Origin of the sequence: Neptuniibacter marinus, from assembly GCF_965223595.1 — a bacterium.
Taxonomy (GTDB): domain Bacteria; phylum Pseudomonadota; class Gammaproteobacteria; order Pseudomonadales; family Balneatricaceae; genus Neptuniibacter; species Neptuniibacter marinus.
This window is the reverse complement of sequence record NZ_OZ245004.1, coordinates 2341647-2357906: the sequence shown is the minus strand read 5'-3', so window position 1 is coordinate 2357906 and position 16260 is coordinate 2341647. Positions and strand designations below refer to the sequence as shown.

The 16260-nt window shown below is 43.8% G+C and carries 19 protein-coding genes and 2 pseudogenes; 15 read left to right on the top strand and 6 right to left on the bottom strand.

Annotated elements, in window-relative coordinates; genetic code table 11:
* Positions 1–53 precede the first annotated feature (53 nt).
* The 3 genes from ACOQOE_RS11215 (at position 54) to ACOQOE_RS11205 (ending at position 1239) form a co-directional block, all read left to right on the top strand.
* Positions 54–419: a glyoxalase superfamily protein gene (locus tag ACOQOE_RS11215; RefSeq protein WP_420554030.1), complete on the top strand. Its 366-nt coding sequence runs from the start codon at positions 54–56 to the stop codon at positions 417–419.
* Between the two features lie 112 nt (positions 420–531).
* A complete protein-coding gene (locus ACOQOE_RS11210) occupies positions 532–741 on the top strand; it encodes a hypothetical protein (RefSeq protein WP_420554029.1) in 210 nt (69 codons plus the stop codon).
* An 87-nt stretch (positions 742–828) separates the two neighbouring features.
* A complete protein-coding gene (locus ACOQOE_RS11205) occupies positions 829–1239 on the top strand; it encodes a hypothetical protein (RefSeq protein WP_420554028.1) in 411 nt (136 codons plus the stop codon).
* Positions 1240–1562: 323 nt separating this feature from the next.
* On the opposite strand, the pseudogene ACOQOE_RS11200 reads toward ACOQOE_RS11205, so the two are convergent.
* Positions 1563–2716: pseudogene (locus tag ACOQOE_RS11200) on the bottom strand (IS110 family transposase).
* Positions 2717–2914: 198 nt separating this feature from the next.
* Here ACOQOE_RS11200 and bla point away from each other — a divergent pair.
* The 4 genes and pseudogenes from bla (at position 2915) to ACOQOE_RS11180 (ending at position 5557) form a co-directional block, all read left to right on the top strand.
* Positions 2915–3735, top strand: a pseudogene (gene bla / locus ACOQOE_RS11195) (class A beta-lactamase).
* Between the two features lie 85 nt (positions 3736–3820).
* A complete protein-coding gene (locus ACOQOE_RS11190) occupies positions 3821–4252 on the top strand; it encodes an acetyltransferase (protein WP_420554027.1) in 432 nt (143 codons plus the stop codon).
* 76 nt (positions 4253–4328) lie between these two features.
* Positions 4329–4904, top strand: a complete 576-nt coding sequence (locus tag ACOQOE_RS11185; RefSeq protein WP_420554026.1) for a YdeI/OmpD-associated family protein — start codon at positions 4329–4331, stop codon at positions 4902–4904.
* Positions 4905–5311: 407 nt separating this feature from the next.
* Entirely contained in the window at positions 5312–5557 is a 246-nt protein-coding gene (locus ACOQOE_RS11180) for a hypothetical protein (RefSeq protein WP_067867260.1), read from the top strand.
* Between the two features lie 448 nt (positions 5558–6005).
* On the opposite strand, the gene ACOQOE_RS11175 is transcribed toward ACOQOE_RS11180, so the two are convergent.
* The 4 genes from ACOQOE_RS11175 to ACOQOE_RS11160 are packed head-to-tail and all read right to left on the bottom strand — an operon-like array spanning position 6006 to position 8855.
* Positions 6006–6308: a hypothetical protein gene (locus ACOQOE_RS11175; protein WP_420554025.1), complete on the bottom strand. Its 303-nt coding sequence runs from the start codon at positions 6306–6308 to the stop codon at positions 6006–6008.
* 19 nt (positions 6309–6327) lie between these two features.
* Positions 6328–7059: an ABC transporter ATP-binding protein gene (locus ACOQOE_RS11170; RefSeq protein WP_420554024.1), complete on the bottom strand. Its 732-nt coding sequence runs from the start codon at positions 7057–7059 to the stop codon at positions 6328–6330.
* A complete protein-coding gene (locus ACOQOE_RS11165) occupies positions 7044–7826 on the bottom strand; it encodes an ABC transporter permease (protein WP_303419748.1) in 783 nt (260 codons plus the stop codon). The genes ACOQOE_RS11170 and ACOQOE_RS11165 overlap by 16 nt, the downstream gene beginning before the upstream one ends.
* A 9-nt stretch (positions 7827–7835) precedes the next feature.
* Complete coding sequence (locus tag ACOQOE_RS11160; RefSeq protein ID WP_420554023.1) at positions 7836–8855, bottom strand: ABC transporter substrate-binding protein; 1020 nt, start codon at positions 8853–8855, stop codon at positions 7836–7838.
* A gap of 595 nt (positions 8856–9450) precedes the next feature.
* Between ACOQOE_RS11160 and ACOQOE_RS11155 the strand changes: the two genes are divergently transcribed.
* The 4 genes from ACOQOE_RS11155 to ACOQOE_RS11140 all read left to right on the top strand — a co-directional run bounded on the left by ACOQOE_RS11155 (position 9451) and on the right by ACOQOE_RS11140 (position 13572).
* Positions 9451–9966 (top strand): cache domain-containing protein, encoded by a 516-nt coding sequence (locus tag ACOQOE_RS11155; protein ID WP_420554022.1) that lies wholly within the window; start codon positions 9451–9453, stop codon positions 9964–9966.
* A gap of 97 nt (positions 9967–10063) precedes the next feature.
* Entirely contained in the window at positions 10064–11050 is a 987-nt protein-coding gene (locus ACOQOE_RS11150; RefSeq protein ID WP_420554021.1) for a GGDEF domain-containing protein, read from the top strand.
* 186 nt (positions 11051–11236) lie between these two features.
* Complete coding sequence (locus ACOQOE_RS11145) at positions 11237–11584, top strand: carboxymuconolactone decarboxylase family protein (RefSeq protein WP_067867271.1); 348 nt, start codon at positions 11237–11239, stop codon at positions 11582–11584.
* 623 nt (positions 11585–12207) lie between these two features.
* Complete coding sequence (locus tag ACOQOE_RS11140; RefSeq protein WP_197468061.1) at positions 12208–13572, top strand: sodium/proline symporter; 1365 nt, start codon at positions 12208–12210, stop codon at positions 13570–13572.
* A 102-nt stretch (positions 13573–13674) separates the two neighbouring features.
* Here the strand turns inward: ACOQOE_RS11140 and ACOQOE_RS11135 are convergent, their stop codons facing one another.
* Positions 13675–13785, bottom strand: a complete 111-nt coding sequence (locus ACOQOE_RS11135) for a hypothetical protein (RefSeq protein WP_420555475.1) — start codon at positions 13783–13785, stop codon at positions 13675–13677.
* A 716-nt stretch (positions 13786–14501) separates the two neighbouring features.
* Here ACOQOE_RS11135 and ACOQOE_RS11130 point away from each other — a divergent pair.
* The 4 genes from ACOQOE_RS11130 to ACOQOE_RS11115 all read left to right on the top strand — a co-directional run bounded on the left by ACOQOE_RS11130 (position 14502) and on the right by ACOQOE_RS11115 (position 16236).
* Positions 14502–14852, top strand: coding sequence for a DUF4870 domain-containing protein (locus ACOQOE_RS11130; RefSeq protein ID WP_075107961.1), 351 nt, complete (start codon positions 14502–14504; stop codon positions 14850–14852).
* 195 nt (positions 14853–15047) lie between these two features.
* Positions 15048–15446 (top strand): hypothetical protein, encoded by a 399-nt coding sequence (locus ACOQOE_RS11125; RefSeq protein WP_420554020.1) that lies wholly within the window; start codon positions 15048–15050, stop codon positions 15444–15446.
* A 34-nt stretch (positions 15447–15480) separates the two neighbouring features.
* Positions 15481–16005 carry a shikimate kinase gene (locus ACOQOE_RS11120; RefSeq protein ID WP_420554019.1) on the top strand — a complete coding sequence of 175 codons (525 nt, stop codon included), beginning with the start codon at positions 15481–15483 and terminating at the stop codon, positions 16003–16005.
* A gap of 9 nt (positions 16006–16014) precedes the next feature.
* Positions 16015–16236: a hypothetical protein gene (locus ACOQOE_RS11115; RefSeq protein ID WP_067867279.1), complete on the top strand. Its 222-nt coding sequence runs from the start codon at positions 16015–16017 to the stop codon at positions 16234–16236.
* Positions 16237–16260 lie beyond the last annotated feature (24 nt).

The window sequence follows — 16260 nt, the reverse complement described above, 5'->3', positions numbered from 1 at the left end:
GACGCAGCAAAGCTACGCCGGTTATTGCGGCGTTCTGTGTAAGGAGAGTATAGATGCAATTTCAAGCGATCCCTGTTATCCGAATTTTCGATGAGGCAAAGGCGAAGGAGTTCTATCTGGAGTTCCTCGGTATGTCGTTGGATTGGGAGCACCGCTTTGAGCCGGACAGCCTTATCTATATGCAGGTTTCTAGAGATGACCTGGTCTTTCATCTCAGTGAGCACTCGGGAGATTGTTCTCCTGGCTCTAAAACGTTCGTGAATACAGATCAGGTTGAAGCTTTGTACCACGAAATAACTTCAAAGGGTTATAGGTACTGTCGGCCAGAAATCACGAATGCTCCTTGGGGAGATAGGGTGTTCATAGTGGTAGACCCGTTTTCGAACAGAATCTTGTTCAATGAAAGTTCAACCACATAATAAGATAAAGTACGGCGACGCATTTTTCGGCTTCGCTTCCACTACAAAGCCGTTCATGCTGGCGGCGTTATGCAGTATTGTTGGTTTGGGATCTAGGAATTGAGGTGAGTATATGGAAAACGCTAAGGTTGATGCGGCTCTTTACCTGTTAACAGGACTTCTGCAGCGACTAAACGCTGAACGTCCAGGCATGCTACAGGAAATGATCGAGGGTGTTGAGGGGGATCAGGCTGCGTTGCCTGACAACATAGAGAACAGAGAGCATGTGGAGAAAATTTTTGATGAGGCGTTAAAATTGCTAGCCCGTGCGAACACTGCATAACCCGTCAATTATGTTCGTTTCCGGCTTAGCGGCCGTTCACTGTACGGCTTCCAGCCGTCGCTTATCTTAACGTTAATTGGTAGAGAGATGGAACCCGTTATTCAGGAAGAAACAACTGGCTGCGGTATTGCTGCAAGCGCTACTCTCGCAGGTGTCAGCTATGCAGAGGCCAAGCGAAAGGCAAATGCTCTGGGCATCTACGCTGCAGACACGTCTCTCTGGTCGGAGACTACACCTGTCCGGAAACTTCTATGGGAATTCGGTATCTCGGTGTCGCCTAAAGAAACACCATTTGAGTCTTGGGAGAGCCTCCCAGACAAAGCTCTTATGGCCATTAAATGGCGTATGGAACAGGGCAAAAAATTTTGGCATTGGGTTGTGTTTGTTAGAGAGGGCGGCGAGGCAAAGGTGCTGGACTCAAAAAAGGCACTGAAATCAAACGTCCGCCGGGATTTTGGGCGTATCAAGCCGAAGTGGTACATTGAAGTATCCAATTAACAAGGTGCAGCAGTACTTAGCGTTGGTATGACTCCCACTGTCAAGTTTAAACACAGTTGTACCTGCTTTTTCGTTCAAAGCCTTTTTGTCTAACTAAATAGAGTTAATGCATCGAATGAGGCCGGTAATTTCGTCGGTTTTCATGCTGGTATCCGTGGATTACTCATTCTTAAATGAGCAGCGCCTACCTTACTTATTCCGTCGTGGCACCGATCTTCAGTCTATGCTCGTGGATCAACTGTTTACACAGTTGCCTGCCTAACGCCGTCGGAGATTATGCCACTGCCGTGGCCTGATCCAATGCACTAACTCTAAACCTGTCATTACGCGGGAACTCTCGATAAACGTTTTGTTGGATCCACAGGAGACAACACAACTTCCCTGGCGATAGCCCAGATGTAAGCGATCATCTCTCGGGCGATGGCTGTCACAACCACGTTATAGTGTTTCCCTCGCTTCATTAAGCGTTGATAGCGACGGCATAAACGCAATTGAGCGAGCCATCCGATATCAATGATCTCTTTACTGAGTGATTCTTGTCGTTTTTGCAAATCTGTCGAGATGTTCGCACTGTAGCGATAACTATGTGCCCCTTCGATAAGTAAGCGCCTTGCTCGGCCATTACCGCATTTAGTAATACTCCCTTGTCGTCGGTGACCACCACTTGAATGCTCCCGAGGGACAAGTCCTAAGTGCTCATGAGTTTACGGGGATGATCAAAGCGGGTTAAATCGCCTAATTCAGCAATCACCCCAACGGCGACTAATAAACGTACGCCACGCATTGCTTGAATGGCTTTCACCACGGGATAATAGCGCCAGTTTTTAACATGATGAATGAGTTCATTATCCAAGCGAGCTAGCCGTTTAACACGTTCTGAAATGGTTTGAATATATTCTTGTAAAACGATCTGTTGGCTGGGATAGGGCAACACCAGTTCCGTTAGCCAGCGCAAGTGCTTTTGAGACCAATTATCTTTTACCGTAGGTTTTATATTGTTACGAAGTAAAAGGGCTTTGAGTTGATACTTACTGTCTTTAAGATCCTTCATAGCTATCTCCCTTGCACGAGACAGATCGCGCATTGCTTCATCCTCAGGTTCGGGTACATAGATAGGGTCAAGATCACCGGTGCGTAATAGGTTGGCTAATTTCATCGCATCCCGTTTGTCTGTTTTGACCTGTTCACCAGGTTTTTTAGGAATGAGAGAGGGTGCGACGACGTAACATGGATGCCCGATACTGGTGAGCAGTCGATAGATCCAATAACCACAGGGTCCAGCCTCATAAACAAAATGTAGTGTGGCGTTAGGGTATTTAGATTGAAATTGTCGTACGAGTTTTTTGATGGAGAGTTTAGTACTAGGCACGCGGCCTAGGTGGACGATTTTAGCGTTTCGATCATCTTCGACATAGGCGACCTCAGTAAACTCTTTGTGAGTGTCTAAGCCAATAAAAATTATGCTACTGTTAATCATGCTGACCTCCAACTGGTATTGTTAACAGATACAGTATGGCTCTGGCTTTCAGCTAACCCACGAAAATGGAGGTCAGCACCTCGTGGGAGTCATTATGTCTATGCAGTTCGAACCAAGTGCTGAGAAATTTATGAGAATTTCACCAATGACAGCGTTACTAAAGTTTCCTATAGCTATTTTTTTAGTTTTTGGGCATTAATCGCATCTGCTGACGGCCATCGTTCTTTGATTCAAACGGTGGAACGAATCGCTGGAGAGATAGAGGCTCAAGTGGGCTTTGCTGCTTATGATTTGGAGTCCGGTCAGCGATGGGAATATCAAGCTGATCAGCGATTCGCAATGTCCAGTACGTTCAAAACGCTTGCTTGTGCGGCTCTGCTTCACCGGGTCGATGCGGGGCAGGAGAGTCTTGATAGATCGGTGAGTTTTTCAGAGTCAGATCTCGTTACCTACTCTCCTATCACGGAGAAACACGCTAGCGGTCAAGCTATGAGTCTTGCGGATCTTTGTGAGGCTGCTCTGACGATGAGCGACAACACGGCCGCAAACTTGGTTTTGCAAGCACTGGGTGGACCGGAAAAAGTAACATTGTTCGCAAGAGTATTGGGAGATGATGTAACGCGTCTTGATCGTTGGGAGACGGAGCTTAATGAGGCGATACCAGGTGATAATAGAGATACAACAACTCCAAATGCAATGGTGAAAAATCTCCAGAATTTGCTGTTGGGCGACGTGTTATCCAGAAAGTCCAGAGGTCAGCTATATGACTGGCGAAGAGAAACCAAGTTGCAGATGGACTTTTTCGGGCTTCTGTTCCAGAAGGCTGGATTGTTGCAGATCGAACTGGGGCTGGCGGTTTCGGATCGCGATCTATAACAGCCATATTTTGGCCTCCGGAACGCCAGCCGATCGTTGTAGCTCTATATCTTACGCAAACAGAAGCTTCTTTCTCAGAGCGGAATGAGGCGATTGCTGAGATTGGTGAAGCAATAGTTTTGACGGTGGATTCAGGCCGCTAAAGTATAAACCAGTGGCTGTTGGCGAACGCATCTATGCTCCGGCGCATCGGAAAGCCAAAGGTTAAATTTTCAATCAGGTTTAGTGATGAATATTGAAGTTGTAGAAAAAGCAGATCATCTTAGGCTGCTAAAAATTTGGGAAGGATCGGTGAGAGCAACCCATGATTTTTTGGCGGAAGAAGATCTTCAGGAATTAAAGCCACTGATCTTAGAGCAGTATTTTGACACCGTTGATTTAAGGTGTGCAAAAAATAGTAAGGGTGAAATATTGGGGTTCTGTGGTGTACATGGTGAAAACATTGAAATGCTGTTCATTTCACCTGATGCGCGTGGCAAAGGTTTAGGAGCTCTGTTAGCTACTTATGCGATCAAGTCTCAAGGGGCTAGCAAAGTTGATGTTAATGAACAGAATGAGCAAGCGTTAGGTTTTTACCAGCATATTGGTTTTTCTGTTACGGGCCGTTCACCAATTGATGGTCAGGGCAAGCCTTATCCGCTGTTGCATATGGCGCTATAAACATTAAACAAGGCCAAGCAACGTGATAGCTTTTTGTAGGGAACGCCAACCAATCACTAAAGAGAATCTAATTTAGATGCCAGAACCTGATCCATTAAAAATTATTGCATTTGCAACGCCAAAAGATCTTGGCAAGTGGCTCGAGAAGAATCATGCAAGGGAACGTGAGTTGTGGGTAAAGATTTTTAAAAAGAATACTGGAATTCCAAGTGTTACTTGGAATGATGTAGTGATAGAAGTTTTATGCTGGGGCTGGATTGACGGTGTAAAAAAGTCAATTGATGATCAAGCCTATCTTCAACGCATAACTCCTAGAACAGCACGAAGCAATTGGTCTAAAAGAAACACAGAGCATGTGGAACGTTTGATAGGCGAAGACCGAATGAAGGAACCTGGGCTTGTACATGTGCGTGCAGCAAAGGCTGACGGTCGGTGGGAAAACGCCTATGTAGTAAGTGAAATGGAAGTGCCTGCAGATTTCTTAGCAGCATTGGATAATCAGCCAAGAGTAAAAAGATTTTTTGAGACACTTAATAAATCGAGTCGTTATGTTATCGCTTACGGTTTAACAAGCGCTAAGAAACCCGAAACTAGACAAAGGCGTTTCACAAAATATATGGAAATGCTTGTGCATGAGGAAAAACCCAAATAGTTGAATCGTGTATATCAATGCGCTTAGTACTCAGGGTTGGGGCAGAAATAATACTATGTCGAATCACTATACTTTTACGTTGAATTTAAAACTTAAACGCAATCTAACGACCACAGAAATTGCCACATTAGAATATATTCTTAATGGTAATGGCTCTCCACCGACTGATTCACCCAATCACTCCTTTTTTCTAGCGGCTTAACTAACTATGTTTACTGGCAATCATACAGCGAGTTTCCAGTAGGAGGTTGGCGATCTGAGTTTTGGCAATCAGGCTGCTCGCCAGCTTGCCTTGCCGATGATCAAATGAATTAAACCTTAAGGGTCAGGTCTTGCAGCGTGCAGTTAATTGCTGGAATTAAAGGAGTCAGCTAATATTCCTACAAACCGCATTGGATGCATCGATAATGAAATTAAAAACAGTATCATGTGTACTTGGTCTGCTAGCTCTCAGCAGCGGATCAGCGGTCGCAGAAGATTATGCCGATCTATGCGGAAGCAATATTGAAGGCGTGAACCTAACGATGCCGAAGGACGAGGTTCAGTTAACTTTGGCAAGCGGTGGTTACGAAAAAGCCGCTGATAGTGACGATAGTAAGAAGAAAAAAACAGAATCGGCCCGAATCCATACAATCGTTGCTCTTTCAAACTGAAGACCGGCAACCCAATGCAGATTTCATCCGCTCTGTAAGTTGGAAGCGTACTCTTTCGACCGGACGTAATACAATTTATGTTACCTATGTTGCGCCAACCGATCCGGCTCGATTGGAAGCCTATGAAGCGTTCTGGTGTTCTAAGATAATCGATTATTGCATGCATGAGATCGACACATTACGTGCGACATCCTCAGCCCAGAGTGTTTCGAAAGTGTCGAGAATGAACCCGAATCCCATGTCACCTATGCATGAGTTTTGCGAGAACGCCTTGCAGGGAGCGTTTCGCACTAACGGTATCGGCCATGCTCAGACCCCTCCAGGTACATTGCATATCACCGGTGCGCAGGGCTGTAGAGTTTTTTACCGAAACGCCAATCTTCGGGGGTTCACTTCAGCTTTTATAATAGGTTTTGAGCACATACGATAATGGCTTGTGAAGGCAACCTTAAGCGCGAAGATAAGACCAACCAACGGCTTGTTGATGAGCAAGGTACTGCACAGCGGCGTCCACCAGCTTAACGTCTGCCTGAGCGGTCAGCGATTGTGCTTGTAAACTATTACGACACATCACCAGTCGACTTAAAATATCCTCATCTGTCAAGGTGACCGCCATTGCCATTGCGGGACCATTGACGACGATTTCCACTTGGGCATCCGCTTCTAATTTGAGTAAATTACGAGCGTTATTTTGCGCACGTTTTAATGCATCCACTGTTGGTGCGTGAATCAATAATTGTGTAACAGCCATGAGGGTATCCTTTTAAAAATTAAAGAGCATTAGCGATCTCTTGAGCCATTTTTTGCAAGCTATCTGTGCCACGATCTCTTGGACGGGGCAGGTCAATGGGTTTATCTAACACCACGTTCGCAGGTGAGCCCGACAAGACAATCACTCGGTCCGCTAAATATATTGCTTCTTCAATATCGTGGGTGATAAACATCACCGCTTTGCGCGTCTGTTCCCAGATAGCCAGTAACTGATCTTGCAAATGTTGACGGGTAATGGCATCCACCGCGCTAAAAGGCTCATCCATCAACAATAAATGAGGCTTTACCGCTAATGCTCGGGCAATGCCGCCCCGTTGTACTTGGCCGCCCGATAGCTGGTGTGGCCAACGCTCAGCTAGCTCGTCAAGGCGAGTCAGTTTTAATACTTCGTCTACTCGGTTACGTTTCTCTTCGGCGGTCAGTTTTAGGCCCGTCAGCCCGTAAGCTATATTGCTGCGCAATCGACGCCAAGGCATAAGACGACCATCTTGAAACACCACGCTGCGAGAGCGTCGGGTTTCGTCTTCTTCCACGTTGAGCGAAATAGTGCCATGACTCGCTGAGGTAAGGCCAGCGACACAACGTAACAGGGTTGATTTACCAACGCCTGAACCACCAACGACCGCTATAAACTCGCCGTCTTCTATTTGAAGGTTCAAATGAGAAAACACGGGATCAGGGTTGTTACCGTAGTGATAACTTAGGTCTTCGATCTTTAGGATGGGCGCCATGTTAACACTCGCTTTTCAATGAAACCAAACAGGGTATCGCTCAAGGTGTAAACCAGAGAAATAATCAGCATGTAAACCACAACCACTTCGTAAGCGCCTACGCCTGCGGCTGAATTCATCTCTTGTCCCATACCGGGGACGCCCAACAATTCAGCGGCGATCAAAGTCATCCAAGCTTGTCCGATACCAGTGCGAATACCCGAAAAAATACCCGTGGCAGCACCCGGTAAGGTTACTTGAAAGGTTTGACGTAAATGGCCATTTTGCCCAAAAGCACGGGCCAGTTCATAAAAACGAGAATCCACATTGCGTACCGCTGAATAGGTTGCAAAGTAGTTTACCCAGAATACACCTATGGCAATCACGAAGGCGGCTCCCGCATGGCTTACTTTAAACCAAGCGATGGCAAAGACTACCCAGGCCAATGGCGGAATTGGACGTAGAATCCGCGCGAGCAAAGCATGTAATGCGTCTAGCAGCGATGAAGACGCCGCCAATGTACCCACTAAGAAACCAAGAAACGTACCAATCGCCAAGCCCCATGCGTAATGAACTAAACTTGAGAGGACGGCTGGCATTAAGCGCTCGGATGTCCACTCATCTGCCAGTGCTTGTGGCAGTTTAAAGGGGTCTGGAATGGTGCCAGCCGCCGCCCAGCCTGCTGCTTGCGCGTATTTCCACAACAGCACAAATGCGGCTAGACCTAAGATTCCCAGTAAAACACGCCCCCATCGAGAGCGTGTTAAAGGGTGAGTGTGTGATTCCATGATGTGGAATTACTCCCTAATGAGTTCGTTATAAAAACGAACATCAAATAGTGCGTTTAGGTCCACGCTTGCTTTAAGTGTGCCTTGGCTGGCTTGAAAATCATGCATGGTACGGGTGCCATCGATGATGGCGTTCGGATCTGCTTGGAACTGATCGTGCGAGTTCTTTAATGCATTTAGGATAATTTGTTTCGGTAAACGACCACCACCGACGTATTTACCAACCGCTTTAGCTGCTTGTTCTGGGGCGTTACGCAGTTCATCGGTGGCGGCGATGTGTGCTTTCACTAATGCTTTCACCAATTCAGGGTGCTCATTGATCAATGATTCACGCACGGCTAATACAGCGCCTGGCTGATGAGGGAACATGCCCGAGCCGGAAGCGACGACTTTTGCATAGGATTTTTTATTACGAATAATACTAACGACAGGCTCTAAAATAGCTGCGCCATCGACTGCTTCGGTCATCAGTGCTTGTTGTACCTGTGCTGCGCCTTGGTAAATGATGTCGATATTTTGCTTAATCTCATCACGGCTCATCCCTAACTGGTTTTGCAACCAATACTGCAATACCGTTTCTGGCACTGAACCTCGAGGAAAGGTGGAGATAACGGCTTTACGGCCTTTATCTGCTTTAAAGCGAGCAAAGGCTGTTTTTGCATCACCATTATCAAAGTAAGGAGACAGTTCGCCCAATGCGATCATGCTGATTTGTTCAACAATGTTAGAGGCAACCACTTTAATGTCTGCCCCTTTGGCGCGCGCAACCATGGCAGGCCCAATACCTAGATAAGCAACATCTAATTGACCGGCTAACAGGGCTTGTACAATGGCGGGTCCATTTTGAAATTTAAATAGCTTGGGATCGTTAACGCCAGCCTTTTGTAAAGTGTCATTTTCTAACACAATAAAAGCTTGGGAAATTGGAATAATCGGCATATAGCCAATTTCAAGATTTTTGTCAGCCGCAGTCACTAAACTGCTCCAGCCACACAATAACAAGGTCATCAGAGCCACGAAACGGGACATTAGAGCACTCCAGAGAATTAAAATTTGAGTATGGATTATATATAATGCAAAAGAATATTAAATATTATTTAAATACTATTTTGGAATAAGTAAATAAGCTATTTGGGGGGATGAGTAGATAGGGATAGAAATCGATAAGCATTTTATATCAATGCATAAACTAGGTCTGCTCTTAATTATTTACAATAACCTAACGTGGCTGCTCTTTATCGTTTTTTATTATCAGGGTCTTTGGTCTTAACTATTTCGGCCAAAGGTTGGCTTCCTACAGGGAGTCATAACCTAGAAAATACTCTAGGACGGGCGCGGTTGGAAAGAGGGAAAAATACCCGTCTTTATGACACACCTTTTATTGCTTGACCGGTCACTGCCCTATAAAAACAGCAAAGAATTTCAAAGCCTCTATCTCTGTGATATCTTCCCGCACAACTTGTAGTTAACTGTTGATGCAAACAGTAAATGTTGAAGGTTTAGGATTAAGTTGTATGAAAAAACAAAAAAGCCAAACATCAGTACCGTCCTGTACTATAGCGTTTCATATAAGCGCATGATGATCAATAAAACGCATAAGCGGTTATTCATACTACTATCTATAATGCTTTTTGTAGCAGATACGTTGTTCGTCACTATTAACTATATTAGTGATAAGCGCACCTTGCAGCAGAGCTTGAAGCAGGATGGTCAACAGCTTAAAAGATCATTTGAAGTCGCATTAACCATGACGCTCAATAACATGTCTCAACTCGCGACCTTTATTGCCAGCTCAACGGAGGTGCAGCACTTATTTGCCCAAGGTGTACAAGCGGTTCAGGAAGAGGGAGGAGGTGCGGGAGGCGCTGAATCAGCTCACTTGCGAGACATACTCTACGATAGTGTGTCGTCAGGATGGGCTACCATGACGGAAAAGTATCAGGTTCGTCAGTTGCATTTTCATCTTGGTCCAGGCTCGACCAGTTTCCTTCGTGTTCATAAGCCTGAGAAATTTGGCGATAATATGGATAATCTTCGGCACATGGTAGTCGATGTTAATCGTGATGGTGTTCCTCGACAGGGCTTTGAACTAGGGCGTGTATATTCAGGCCTTCGTGGCATCGTGCCGGTTTTTTTCTGATAATCATCCCAAACATCAAATTGGCGCGTTGGAAGTAGGAACCTCTTTTAAAACCTTAATTGATTCGTTGGGTTCTTCTATTGGAGGAAATATTGCGGTGTTGCTTAACGAGGCCAATGTTGAAAATGCGACGTGGTCTCGTCCAGATGAACCTGAAAGCAGGACACCTTGTGGCTGCTTTATTGAAGCGACGTCATCATCTGAACTGAGTGCTTTGTTAGCTGAGCGATCGACTACTAAGTGGTCTAAGCCGCCTAAAAGCGTGCGTACGATTTTAGTTAATATGGCAAATGGTCCTGTTGCTTTGACTGAATTTGCACTGTCAGATTATGTTGGGGAGCGAGACGGCAGCGAGACTCCGGTGGGCCGTATTCTGATCTGGAAATCGGCCTCTGATGTTGTACAAGAGCTCAATCATAATACTTGGATTAACATTATCTATGGGATTATCGGTTTTCTCATAATTGAACTGGCTCTTTTTTTGGGTATTCGATTGGTGTTAGGTCAACTTAAGCAGACCGTGGATGAGCGGACGCAGGAAATACAGGTCTTGAATAGGCAATTAGAGGAAATTGCACACCAAGATATGCTTACTGGTGTTTCTAGTCGTCACTACTTTATGATGCGGTTCCAGCAAGAGCTTAATCGTAATCAGCGCTCGAAACAGCCCATGACATTATTGATGATGGATGTAGATTACTTTAAAAGGGTAAATGATACTTGGGGCCATCAGGTCGGTGATCAAGTGTTGTCAGACCTAGGTCACTTGATGGTAGAAAACAGTCGCAACTATGATGTGGTTGGTCGCTATGGGGGAGAGGAGTTTTGTCTTTTGTTACCGGGTGTTGATGCAGTAACTGGGTTACAAATGGCTGAAAAACTACGCGAGCGGGTTGAACGTCAAATCATAATACCGGGTAGTGATGGTATACATGTGACTATTAGCATCGGTGTTGCGCTTTATGCAAAGGGGCAAAGTGCTGAAGAGTTGATTAACGCGGCTGACCAAGCCTTATATAAGGCTAAACGTGGTGGCAGAAATCGATGCTTACTAGCCGAAACGGCTACCCCAAACCTCTGTTAACAATTTAAAAGAAAGCATGGAACTCGAGTGTAAACTCTTGGCGATATATAGGACAAAAATAGGCCTGCGCAAAAAATTGACAGAACGCAATAGAATTGTAATCGTTCCTCCAGCATCTCATCCAGCCCGCTATAATGAATTCTGATCTATTTTCTAGATTGATTTCTATACATACGGAGATGAGCCATGAAGAATTTTCCTGAACACTTTAAAGAACTTAGTAGCTGGATGGAAAAGCTTGGTCTGGAGATTCCTGGCGCAATGCAGGGGTTTTCTGCATTACATGAGTCCAGCCTAAAACCCGGTGCATTAGAGACAAAAACGAAAGAGCTGATTGCTTTAGGTATTGCTGTCACTGTTAGATGTGATGGGTGCATATCTTTCCACGTACATGATGCTTTAAAGGCGGGTGCCAGTAAAGAAGAGGTCGCCGAAACAGTATCCGTTGCTATTCTTATGGGCGGTGGACCCTCAGTTGTTTATGGGATTGAGGCGATGCAAGCGCTAAGTCAATTCCAAGAGCAAGGCCTTTAAATCTATCTTTTCGTGGGGCTAATAAGCCAATACAAAAGGTGAGATTAGGACAGGCACTTTTAAGACCGGGCAATTTTAAGACCTTTTTAATTAATCGATCAGACTTTTAGGGTGTCTGTCCTATTTCAAAGTTTTATGTTTTCAGATGACCTGTTTGCACATAAATCAATGCACCATCTTCTTTAGTAAACGGTTTATGATGGCTCCGATGAAACTGCGTAGCCAAGAACCTTTAGGGTTGAAATACCCAGCTACATTCACAAAGCATTATTTAATATGCCGCTGTTGGCCATTAAAAAACGATATAACAGTTTTTTTGTGCAAATAAGCGATGTTATTTGTTTAATAGACCTATTATACGCCCCTTAATTTCCCCAAAGTTGAAACATATTGCTTAGAAATTGGGTATTTATTCTATGATGTTGTACCGTTGTTATATGAAAAAAATCAATGGAGGATCGAAAGATGAAGAATCCTTTAAAGTGCCGAGCTGAAAATTTAATATTTCATAACCCGCCTGAGAACAGAAAATATAAAAAGGTAACAGATAAAGGGGGGAATTCATGATCGAAATAAGCTTCTTGTGTTCATTATTTTTATTTTTAATCATTGGGTTATCCTCCATGCTTAAGAGTAAAAAAACAACTGAAGATTATCTGGTCGCAGGTAAATCTATACCCGCTTGGCTTGCTGGGCTTTCTGCGGTGGCGACAAACAACAGTGGTTTTATGTTTATCGGCATGATTGGGTTGACCTATACGACAGGGCTATCTTCTATTTGGTTGATGCTGGGCTGGATCGCTGGTGACTTGATGGCCTCACTAATCACGTTGAAGCCTCTGCATGCTGCTTCGCACAAAAACAAAATACACTCTTATGGGGAGTTGTTAGCGCATTGGCATGGCGGTGAAAATCATGGATTACGTCGCTTAGTGGGTTTGCTGACACTCTTTTTTCTTACGCTTTATGCGGCAGCTCAGTTTAAAGCGGGAAGTAAGGCAACATCAGTACTGCTGGAGTGGGATCCGACCTGGGGTATCATAATTAGTGCCGTTATCGTCCTTTTGTACAGTGCAGCAGGCGGATTACGGGCCTCTATTTGGACTGATGCTGCTCAATCATTTGTGATGCTGATTGGCATGGCAATGTTGATTGCTGGGGGTATTGAATTAGCGGGTGGATGGACGTTGGCATTGGATAAGATCGACCGTGTTGATGTGAATTTTCTTGGCTGGTTCCCTGATAAAGACTGGATTGGCATCATACTCTTTATTGTTGGTTGGGTGTTTGGTGGATTTGCTGTGATTGGTCAGCCTCATGTTGTCGTTCGTTTTATCAGCTTAAAAGACGAGTCGGAAATTAAGCGCATGCGCTTTTACTATTATAGTTGGTTTACGTTGTTTTACGGGGCAACTATTATGGTGGGCTTGTTAAGCCGTATAGCCTTTCCAGAGAGTACAAGCTTTGATTCAGAGCTGGCATTACCGACCATGGCGCAATTGGTCTTGCCTGATATCTTTGCCGGTATGGTTCTTGCCGCACTGTTTGCCGCGACGCTGTCCACAGCGGATTCGTTGGTTCTTTCATGCTCTGCTGCGGTCACCCGTGATTTTGTTCGGTTACCGGGGAAGATGCATTCACTCTGGGCCGCAAAACTCACCACAGCAAGTGTCATCACTGTTGCCGTTATTATTGCGTTAACGGGCGCTGAGTCGGTATTTTCTTTAGTGCTTGATGCATGGGGTTTACTTGGTTCAGCTTTTGCGCCGTTGGTCATTTTACAGGCTTTAGGCAAACGTATTCCGCAGTCGGTATCCATTAGCATGGTTATTGCTGGTGTTGGGATCTTTCTTTTATGGCAACAAATGGGCTGGGGTGGAGCAATTTATAGTGTTGCGCCAGGCATAATGACGGGCTTTATTGTTTACATTTTATTTAAGGTGCGTGGACCTGAAAGAGGCGCTGAATCGGTAGCTAATGAAAACTAAAATAGAAAAGTAAGGATAGTTTTTAAAAACGGTTAGTGTTAAGCCGCCACGGTCGGGCTTCTTCTGTGGCGAGCCTTCCTGGCTTGCGAAGTCTAAAGGCTCTTATATGTTATAGGGCGAGATTAGTTCTATATTACTGAACACTACACCATCACGTCCTTGTGCTTTAGCTTGATAAAGGGCTTCATTGGCGCGTTGGAGCCATGTATCTATAGTTGTCTTTAGCTGGCAAGAGGCAACTCCAAATGTTAATGAAGGCTGCGATTATTGCACTGACTAGACGGGTTTTTTGGAGTAAGCGGCATAAGGAACTAAGGCTATAAGTCTAAGCATGATCATCATATCTATAATGGCAGCGGTGACATTCCCCGCCATATAGCGGAGGACTACAAATGGAAAAGCGCCCACATTGCTACAGAGCTAAGCAGCATTAATAAGCAGAGTTGATATTTTTCCTGTAGCTGATTAATCATAATCGTGCTCAAGTAAAAAGGATTTTCATGTCTATAAAGTTAATAGCTACACAAGGGGATGATTTTATTTATTGTCAAAATTTACATTTAATCTGTGCTTAATCTTAAATGGGTTGTTATTGGTTGGAAGTCGTTGCAGATAATTACCTATACAACGGAAAAAACTATACCAGCCCGTTCATGATGTTTTAGCTGTAACCAGACTTTATGACTCTATTATGGAATATGAATCAGGCGCTAGTTTAAAGGTGTTGTAGCTTAAGTATGCTGATCTTATATGGGTTCAGATTTGTTTTATATGTAACGTTTTTTGTTTCACTATTATAGTAACTTAAATGGATGTTTGTATTGTTACGAGGGGAAATTAAAAGAATAGATAAATCAAATAGCAACGTGTCTGATATGATGCCTAGTAAGTGGAACTTAGTATAATTTGAAATTTAAGAGGGAAGTGGAATGAGTAATGACCTTATGCCAGACTTTAAGGAAATCACACAAGATTCGAAAAATATGGCGTTACTATCATGGATTGGGACGTTCTTTTTAGGCTTTATTCCAGGATTGATTCTTTATGTGATCAAAACGGATGATGCTTATGTTCAGGATCAATCGAAAGAATCATTAAATTGGTCGATAACCGTAATGATTGCCTATGTAACAGCTTTTTTGTTGAGCTTTATCGCTATTGGTGTCGTTCTTTTCCCTATTATCGGTATTTGCCATTTGGTTTTTTGTATTATGGGAGCGGTTTCAACGTCAAAAGGGAATCAGTTTCGTGTGCCTTTCGCGATTCGGTTAATAAAATAACTTAATCACTTTGCTAAAAGTGTGATGATGAAAACGTCGTATTTAGGCTGATATATACGTTCACATTGCTAGAGATAAGGCCAAGTCTGATGGTTCTTTCCGTTACGGCTTAGCCTTTATTTTTTGTGCCATATAGCTTGTTTTATCTAATCAAATTGTTTGTAAATAGGCTCTAACGTTTGAGGTTTAAGCCTGATGAAATTTTATGTTTTCCTCCCCCTGCTTTTTTTATCGCTCTCTTGTTCGGAAATAGGGAAGGCTCCTAAACGGGTGTTTACGTTTAGTGGTTCAACTATTGATCTGTCTACTGAAATAGAAGGTGACTGGGACAAGGTCTGCTTATTAACACCTTATTCTAGCAATCAAGAAGCGGAAAGGCTTATCGGCTTTGAGTTTGATATAGAGTCAAAGAGTAATATTTATGAATTGGATAGCATCACCTTATTTCTAGTCGTCAAAAGGCAGCAGGTGATTGACTACTTTGAAGTACCGCGTAACAGTATAGATTTTTCAGCTAGAGAGGCTGATTGTTATCCGCGAGAAAAGGCGTGGTTTAAGATTGTGACCGGTAGTGCTGGTGGTTATAAGATATAAACCTATATAACGATCTAACTAGGTTAAGAAGGCTATGAGAAAAGTTTTAATATTCGGCAATTCTGGATCAGGAAAATCGACCCTTGCGAAAGCAATCAGTCGATCTGAAGGCCTTTCTCATTTAGATCTTGATACATTGGCCTGGAAAGAGGAAATGCCACCGGAAAGGAGGCCGCTAAGTGAATCATCATTAGAAATAAGTGGCTTTATGAATGCCTATAATGGCTGGGTAATAGAAGGTTGCTATGCTGATTTACTGGAAGTTGCGTTGCCATTTTCGAACGAAATTATCTTTATGGATCTACCTATAGCTCTCTGCATAGAGAACGCGCGTAATCGTCCTTGGGAGCCTCATAAGTATAGTTCTAAGGCAGCGCAAGATAAGAATTTAAATATGTTAATTAATTGGATCTCACAATACTCAGATAGGAAAGATACTTTTTCCAAGTCGGCTCATGAGCACCTATTTAACAGTTTTACTGGGGTCAAAAAAAGGGTGATCGAAAATCAATCGGTTAACGAACTTTATAATCCGATAAATATAAAGAAAGAAGGTTGAGAGAGAAGCATGCTTATACAAATAGTCGACCCAATCTTCAAGTGTGCTGTGGATGAAGAGGTGTTTATTTCACGTTTACATGGCATGAGCACTTATCAATCTGTTTTTAGGCGGAATGATACTTACCAGCTTCGTTTAGCCGGACCTTTAGATAAAACTGAAAATGACGAGTTACAAGAGATTTGTGATATCTGGGGCGCTGATTTTAACTTAGTCGAGGAGGGAGAGTGAAGTTTTATAAACATAGAATCAACC